This is a genomic window from Salibacterium halotolerans (genome assembly GCF_900115625.1).
Classification (GTDB): Bacteria; Bacillota; Bacilli; order Bacillales; family Marinococcaceae; genus Salibacterium; species Salibacterium halotolerans.
The window spans coordinates 1-7,681 of sequence record NZ_FOXD01000041.1 but is presented as its reverse complement, the minus strand read 5'-3'; the positions used below and the strand labels follow the sequence as shown (position 1 = coordinate 7,681).

The 7,681-nt window shown below is 42.3% G+C and carries 6 protein-coding genes and 1 pseudogene; 5 read left to right on the top strand and 2 right to left on the bottom strand.

Features of this window, described 5'->3' with window-relative positions:
* A pseudogene (locus tag BM124_RS19765) lies at window positions 1–91 on the bottom strand (transposase); the annotation flags it as partial.
* A 136-nt stretch (window positions 92–227) separates the two neighbouring features.
* The gene (locus BM124_RS18225; RefSeq protein WP_093339917.1) at window positions 228–1,106 is read right to left on the bottom strand and encodes a LysR family transcriptional regulator; all 879 of its coding nucleotides are present in this window, start codon (window positions 1,104–1,106) and stop codon (window positions 228–230) included.
* 136 nt (window positions 1,107–1,242) lie between these two features.
* Between BM124_RS18225 and BM124_RS18220 the strand changes: the two genes are divergently transcribed.
* The 5 genes from BM124_RS18220 (at window position 1,243) to BM124_RS18200 (ending at window position 7,531) form a co-directional block, all read left to right on the top strand.
* Window positions 1,243–1,641, top strand: a complete 399-nt coding sequence (locus tag BM124_RS18220; protein ID WP_170841229.1) for an antibiotic biosynthesis monooxygenase family protein — start codon at window positions 1,243–1,245, stop codon at window positions 1,639–1,641.
* Window positions 1,642–1,729: 88 nt separating this feature from the next.
* Window positions 1,730–2,290, top strand: a complete 561-nt coding sequence (locus BM124_RS18215) for an NADPH-dependent FMN reductase (RefSeq protein WP_093339911.1) — start codon at window positions 1,730–1,732, stop codon at window positions 2,288–2,290.
* A gap of 172 nt (window positions 2,291–2,462) precedes the next feature.
* Window positions 2,463–3,377 carry an NADP-dependent oxidoreductase gene (locus BM124_RS18210; RefSeq protein ID WP_093339907.1) on the top strand — a complete coding sequence of 305 codons (915 nt, stop codon included), beginning with the start codon at window positions 2,463–2,465 and terminating at the stop codon, window positions 3,375–3,377.
* Between the two features lie 244 nt (window positions 3,378–3,621).
* Window positions 3,622–4,545 (top strand): tyrosine-type recombinase/integrase, encoded by a 924-nt coding sequence (locus BM124_RS18205; RefSeq protein ID WP_093339903.1) that lies wholly within the window; start codon window positions 3,622–3,624, stop codon window positions 4,543–4,545.
* 16 nt (window positions 4,546–4,561) lie between these two features.
* Entirely contained in the window at window positions 4,562–7,531 is a 2,970-nt protein-coding gene (locus BM124_RS18200; RefSeq protein ID WP_093339901.1) for a Tn3 family transposase, read from the top strand.
* Window positions 7,532–7,681 lie beyond the last annotated feature (150 nt).

Genomic DNA, 7,681 nt, shown 5'->3' with positions numbered 1-7,681 from the left:
GTCCCTTATGAAGCCCGGAGCTGTTTTCTTTCAAGTCCAGACCGGCCAGACTGATCAATTGTTTTGGATGACGATACTGATGAATATCCCCTGTTGGGATAACTCCAAGATACGTGTAAAATATACAGTTAAGAATGGATAAAACACCCATATCCAACAATTAAGATGTACTGAGAATGCTGTAGTGGTTTATTTCAGCAAAGTATCATTAATGTTAAAAGTATAAATCAATTCTGCATTTCGGCAAAATAATGGACCACAAAATCCCGAAACTTTTGCGCTGCCTTCGAAAGGTAGCGCTTTTCGTGCCATACCAATCGAAAGGTACGTTGACAGACGGGTTTTTCAATATGAAGCCGCACTAGTGATGATTCTTCATCCCCTTTACACAATCCTACAAACCCTATGCCAACCCCAGCGAGTACAAGGCTTTCTATGTCGTTACCCTCCTCAACCTCACAGATAACATTTGGGGTGAACCCTGCCTTTCGACAGAAGTCATTATTCATTTTTTGAAAAAGATAATCCTGTTTATAGCCTACGAAAGGTTCATTGGCCACTTCACTCAGACTAATGCTATGACGTTTCGCGAATCGATGTCCGGGAGGTACAGCAAGAAAGACCTCAACATTTAGGACGGGTAATTCGCGAATTCCCGGACGTTCGATAGGCATCGCTGTAAAACCAAAATCAATCTCCCCCGACTCAATCAATAGAGCCATTTCCTCCATTGAAGCCTGATTGAGGCGAAAGTTAACCTCAGGATGGGAAGAAAGAAAAGCCTCTAATGGTTCCGAGAGACGTTTCAGGTTAGAGGTGGCCAAATAAATACTGCCATTTTCCAATCCCGCGAGATCGTTGGCCTCCTTTCGGCCTTCTTCAAGTGCCCTTAACGCTATCTCCGTCTTCTTTAGAAATGCTTTTCCTATGGCATTAAGTTGAATTTTCCTTCCCCGACGGTCAAATAATGGTACCCCTATATCCTCTTCTAATCTAGCAATAGTCTTGCTAAGGGCCGGTTGAGCAACGCGAAGTTCTTCCGCAGCTTTTGTCATATGTCCCAACCTGGCAACTGTTTTAAAATAATGCAACTGCAATAATTCCATATGTGTCACCCTCTAATTCATATACTTTGAGATATGTATTATATACAATAATATATATTTTTATTTATGAAGAATCAAATTTAAAATATACCTATGCATGCCTAGCCTATTAAGGTTGTCAATAAAGAACAACCATATGGCCAAGTTTATCAATGTTATTAAATTTTTCTTGAAAGGAGAAATAAATATGCCTAGTATATATGAAAATCGGTTCTTTACGGTGATGGCTGTGTTTGAAGTTGCCCCCCAACAACAGCAGGAATTGATTGATGGTATTGCGGATCAAGTCGAAGAGCACATTAAGAAATTTCCTGGATTCGTATCAGCAAGTTTCCATGCGAGTGACGACGGACGGAAAGTTGTCAACTACGCTCAATGGCATTCGAAAGAGTCTTGGCAGAAAGCCCCCCAAGCCCCAAATAGTGACAAAGCAAAGGCTGCAATCGAGGGGGTTATTAAGCGCTGTGAAGCTAAGAGTGTCTCAGGAGATAGCTTTAGCTTTCGTGTCGCTCGAGTGGTCGAGAATGAACTATAGCTGTTAAACACCCCACTTATTAAGCCACTGGTTCGCTAGTGTTAGGAGTTTATTCGAATTGAGTGTGTAGCAAAAAGGAGATAAATCAATGCACATACAAATTATTGTCGGAAGCATCCGTGAAGGGCGGAAAGCTAAAACTGTTGGTGACTGGGCCTATCAATTCTCCGCGAAAAGAGAAAATTTTTCTGTGGAACTTATAGACTTGAAAGACTGGGACTTACCAATGTTCGATTTTTCGAAACCACCCATTATGGGAGATTACGAAAATCCATTGCAGCAACAATGGGCAGATAAAATAGCCCAAGGCGATGGCTATTTGTTTATAAGTCCGGAGTACAATCACGGCTATACACCGGTCCTGAAAAATGCGCTTGACTATATTTATGGTGAATGGGGTCACAAACCAGCAAGCTTTATTACCTATGGTGGAGCGGGTGGTGCGCGTGGCATCGAACAATTACGGCTCGTATTAATTGAGCTTAATATGGTGCCTTTGCGGGAGAGTCTGCATATATCGAACCTTTGGAATAAATTCAAAAATGGCTTTTTTGAAGGTGATAAAAGTGATGTCAAGCAGTTAAACAAAGTGTTAGAAGCTATTTTATGGTGGGGTAACGCTTTGAAAGAAGCGAGAAAAACTTTGTAATCAAGGGCATTTGGGAAGCATTTCATTAGGCTTAGTTCTAGATTCTATAGTTAAACAAGCTGCAAATTAAAGCTAAACGGAAGGAATGATAATATATGATGATGCACGACATAATGTATTCACAGCACAGTGTTATTAGTAGGTATTTAGCGAAGAGAAGGAGAGATGTTCGATGAGAGCGGCAGCATTTTCTTCGTATGGTTCTCCCAGCGTTTTTCGTATGATGGAGTTTGAAGACCCTCAGGCAAGTTCGGGTGAGGTACGGATTCGTATTAAAGCTGCAGGTGTGCTGCCTTTTGACCGCAGGGTGCGCAAAGGCTGGACCCCACCCGGCTTGTCTATTGATTTTCCAGTCATTCCCGGCAACGAATTTGCGGGCATCATTGATCAAGTTGGTGAAGGTGTTAACGGTTTTTCCGTTGGCGACCACGTGCTTGGCTTTACCGTACTGAAATCCTACGCCGAGTACTTGGTGGTCAATCCCGATCGGATTGTAATCAAGCCAGCGAACATGCCATGGGACGTAGCGGGTGGATTTTCGGGAAATGGTCAAGGAGCACACATGGCTTTGGAAGCGATTGGTGTGGGAAATGGCGATACGGTGTTGATCCACGCTGCTGCCGGTGGCTTGGGTACCTTCGCGTCACAGTTGGCTCAAGTATGGGGAGCAAGCGCTGTTATTGGCACTGCAAGCAAAGGCAACCATGACTATCTCCGCTCACTTGGCGTGATTCCGGTTACCTATGGGAATGGTCTTGTTGAACGAATTCGCGAGCTTGCCCCCGAGGGTGTGGATGCTGCCTTAGATGCCGCAGGACCGGATGCCCTAAGGGCATCCATGGAGCTTGTCAAAAATAAAGAACGTATCCGGACGATGGTGTCTTCTGATCTTGCACAAGAGCTTGGTATCCCTTCTTCTTTCGGGACACGGTCTGTTGCACGGATCTCAGAGCTCACAGATCTTTATGCCCAAGGAAAATTGCACATCCACATCAGAAAGGAGTTTCCTTTAAATCAAGCCGCAGATGCACATAGGAAGATTGAGAATGGACATGGCCGTGGAAAAGTTGTCCTTACAGTCGATTAATACTTGCTTAAGAATCGAATTAATAATGATTTTGATGTTAGTTTCACAACAATCGACAGAACTTCGCTTCCTTGCACATTTGTACACTTAGGCTGTAAGAAATATATCTTGACTTTCAATGATGTCCTATAATAACATTTAGCGGACATTAAACCTTAAAAGTAAGCTGTTGATGTCCGCTAAGGTTCATGATAGGCTTAAAATATCATGTCCGCTAAGGTAAATAGGAGATGGAGGAATAGACATGGGACAGGCCCCTTTAATTTCTTCTGACGCAGAGGATTGGATTCAGAAATTTATTTATGACCTAAAATCGAATGAAGACCTCAGTTCCAAAACATTAAAACAATATTCTGGTGATCTACGACACTTGGCGAATTGGACGGAAACGACATGGAATCGTCATCAAGATAAGGACATATCCTTTTGTCCCACTCAAATGACCACACCAACCATTGGCCGGTATCGGGAATTTATGCAGACGGTTCAGTCATTACGGCCTGCTACCATCAATCGACGCTTAAACACTGTGAAGCGATTTGTTGAATGGGCTTTCGAAAAGAAGATCATTGCGATGAATGTCGCCAAACCGATTAAACTCGTACCTGAAGAAAAAACAAGCCCAAGGCAAATGACGGATAAGGAAGAACACATCTTAATTACGACCGTACAAAATCGATCCCTTCGGGATTATACATTGATCCTTCTCATGTTACATACCGGACTTCGCTCCATGGAGCTTTGCCTTCTTCAAAGACGGGACATTATCATTGGCAAACGAAGTGGCCGGTTGATGGTCCGTTCAGGAAAAAGAAATAAACAACGTGAGGTTCCTCTTAATGCGACCATTCGGCACGGTTTAAACCACTTTTTTTCAGAAAATGATTTCTCACAGAAGGATTATCTGTTTTGTTCGAAAAAAACTGGCAATCACTTGGGGGAAAGAGCATTACGGCATATTATTCAAAAATATATGCGTTTAGCAGGACTAGAAGGATTAAGCGCCCATGACTTGCGACACCGATTTGGTTATGTCATGGCCGAACGAACGCCTCTGCACCGATTAGCGCAAATTATGGGACACGACAGTCTTGATACGACAATGACTTATATCCGAGCAACCCGTGAAGATTTACAGAAAGAAGTTGAAAAAATAGCTTGGCAATAATCTGGAGGGAGTTACATTGGCGTCCATTGAACGAACGGCTTATCCTCGTTTCAAACGAATCGTGACTCAAAAAGAATTGGATGAAGTCTATACACCCCGACCGGAAGAAGTTAATTTTATTTTCTCGATGACACGTGGCAAAAGCAACCGCTTTAATGCAACTCAATTGCTCAAGTCTTTTCAAAAGCTTGGTTATTTCCCCAAATTGAATGAAATACCGCAAGGAATTGTAAGTCATATCCAGGAAAGTTTAAGTCTATCTTCGGAAGAAATCATCGTTGGCTACGAGAAACCACGTACAATGTATACTCATCAAACGTTAATTCGTAAGTACCTCGGGATTGCTCCCTACGGTAAAAAAGCACAGGACGTTGCTATACATGCCATACAGGAATCAGCTAAGGTCAAAGATGATCCTGCTGATCTTATTAACGTAGCCATCGCTGAACTCATCAATCAATATTATGAGCTTCCTGCATTCAGCACCTTAGACCGATTGGCTCGTCGTATTCGTCGATTGGTCAATGAAACGTTTTTCCAGCAGGTATTAGATCGATTATCGAAAAATGAAATTGAACAACTGGATGTTTTGATTCAAAAAGGATCGGATCAATTTTATAGCGACTATAATCGTCTGAAGCAATTACCGAAAAAACCGCGCCTCTCTCATATCCAAGAGCAAATCGATCAGTTACATTGGCTATTAAACTTTGGTGATGTCGGTCGTCATCTAGACGGTATTCCCCCGACTAAAATTCAACACTTTGCTGCTCAAGCCAAGGTATTGGATGCTCAAGCATTACGTGACTACTCGGCCCCAAAACGCTACACATTGTTATTATCTTTCATTCATCGTACACAAATCGTCACACGTGATCATCTCGGAACTATGCTGATGAAAAGAATGGGAAACCTACATAACTCCGGAAAAGCCGAATTAGAGCGCTTAAAAGAAAAGCACAGGGAAAAGACTGAAAACCTGGTTGCGACACTGACGGATGTGCTGCAAACATTGGAGGATGAACCCCAAGATGAACAAGCCGGTCGGCTTGTAAAAAGAGCAGTCGCTGCCAAAGGGGACATTCGAAAGTTGTTAGATGATTGCCAAGCTGTGGCATCTTATCATGGTAATAACTATTTACCGCTTATTCTAAAGTTTTTTCGTCAATACCGATCGAAATTGTTTCAACTGGTGGAGAGCTTGCAATTTTCATCAACATCCGAGGAGACTTCTTTAATGTCAGCACTTGATTTCATCATGGAGAACCGATACCGCAAAAGCAATTGGTTACCTGATGAGGTCGATCTGTCATTCGCTTCTGAACTATGGAAACGAACCCTTCGAGCACGAGAAGGATCGGGGCGGAAGATTCATCGTAGACACTTGGAAGTTTGTGTGTTTTCTTATCTTGCGAAAGAATTGAAATCCGGAGACATCTGTGTACGTGATTCTGATGAATACGCAGATTATTGGGAACAGTTGTTGAGTTGGAATGAATGTCAACCGATGCTTGAAAATTATTGTAGTGAAATGGGTTTCCCTACAAATGGAGCAGATTTTGTTCATCAATTAAAAAGTTGGATGTTTCAAAAAACCAGAGAAGTGGATGAAAACTTTCCTGACAGGCAACATGCCGTGGAACTCACTGAAGAGGGGGAACCCATTCTAAAGAAAGTGAAGGCAAAAAAGTCCAGTGCTTTTTTAGAAAAATTGGAGCGTCTAATCGGGGAACGCATGCCGGAACGGAACATTATTGATATTCTTTGCAACGTTGACTATTGGGTCAATTGGAGCCGTCATTTTGGTCCTCTTTCCGGCTCCGATCCCAAACTAAGTCGCCCTAAAGAGCGATATATCTTAAATACATTTGCTTACGGCTGTAACTTAGGGCCAGCACAGGCTGCTCGTCATATGCGTGATACAATAACACCCAAGACCCTCTCCTTTGTTAATCAACGTCATGTTACAACCCATAAATTATACAAGGCGACCAAAGATATCATTAATCAATACGATAAATTTGACCTTCCGCAATTATGGGGAAGTGGAAATACCGCTGCTGCTGATGGAACGAAACATGATATTTATGAAAATAATCTGCTCGCTGAATACCATATTCGACATGGTGGTTATGGAGGCATTGCTTATCATCTTGTTTCCGATAACTACATCGCCTTGTTTAGTCACTTCATTCCCTGTGGGGTATGGGAAGCTGTCTATATTATTGAAGGACTCTTAAAGAACAAGTCCGATGTTCAACCTGATACATTATTTGCTGATACGCAAGGGCAATCAACACCCGTCTTTGCATTGTCTTACCTGTTGGGAATTAAGTTAATGCCCCGTATCCGGAAAATAAAGAACCTTACTTTTTTCCGGCCAACAAAAGACACCACCTACAAACATATCGACGAGTTGTTCACGGAGACCATCAATTGGAAAATCATTGAAACCCATTGGAAAGACCTTTTACGCGTTGTCTTGTCCATTAAAGCTGGGAAAGTGTCTTCTTCACTTCTATTAAGAAAGTTGGGAAACTACAGTCGTAAAAACCGGTTGTATCAAGCTTTTCAAGAATTGGGTCGGGTTGTACGAACTGTGTTTTTGTTGCAGTATATGACAAACATTGACTTGCGGCAGCTTATTACAGCCACTACTAATAAGGTGGAAGCTTATAATGGGTTTTCGAAATGGTTTCAATTCGGAGGGGAAGGTATTATCGCTCATAATGATCCAGAACAAATGGAAAAGGCCATCAAATACAACGATTTGGTTGCAAATGCCGTCGTATTTCAAAATGTTGTTGATCTTACTCTTGTTCTACGCTCACTTTCTTATGAGGGATATGAGATCAACAATGATGATATAGCCGACCTAAGCCCATATATAACCAGGCACATTAAAAGATTCGGCGACTACGTGATTGATTTAAATTCACCCCCAGAGCCGTTAGATGGAAAGCTTACGCTAAAACCCTCAGGTTAAGGATGGTTATTTTATCCATCCTTAACTGTATATTTTACATGTATCTTGGAGTCTCCCCCTGTTTCGGCAAAGAAGGCGGCGATCGTCATGTCACTCAGTCCTTTGATCTCCCTCATTGGTTCGGCGCCAGGGAGATGATCGACCTGGTTG

Bases quoted from the DNA above. Each gene is read 5' to 3' on its own strand.
- BM124_RS18225 (WP_093339917.1), bottom strand. From the start codon at position 1,106: ATGGAATTATTGCAGTTGCATTATTTTAAAACAGTTGCCAGGTTGGGA.
- BM124_RS18220 (WP_170841229.1), top strand. From the start codon at position 1,243: ATGGCCAAGTTTATCAATGTTATTAAATTTTTCTTGAAAGGAGAAATA.
- BM124_RS18215 (WP_093339911.1), top strand. From the start codon at position 1,730: ATGCACATACAAATTATTGTCGGAAGCATCCGTGAAGGGCGGAAAGCT.
- BM124_RS18210 (WP_093339907.1), top strand. From the start codon at position 2,463: ATGAGAGCGGCAGCATTTTCTTCGTATGGTTCTCCCAGCGTTTTTCGT.
- BM124_RS18205 (WP_093339903.1), top strand. From the start codon at position 3,622: ATGGGACAGGCCCCTTTAATTTCTTCTGACGCAGAGGATTGGATTCAG.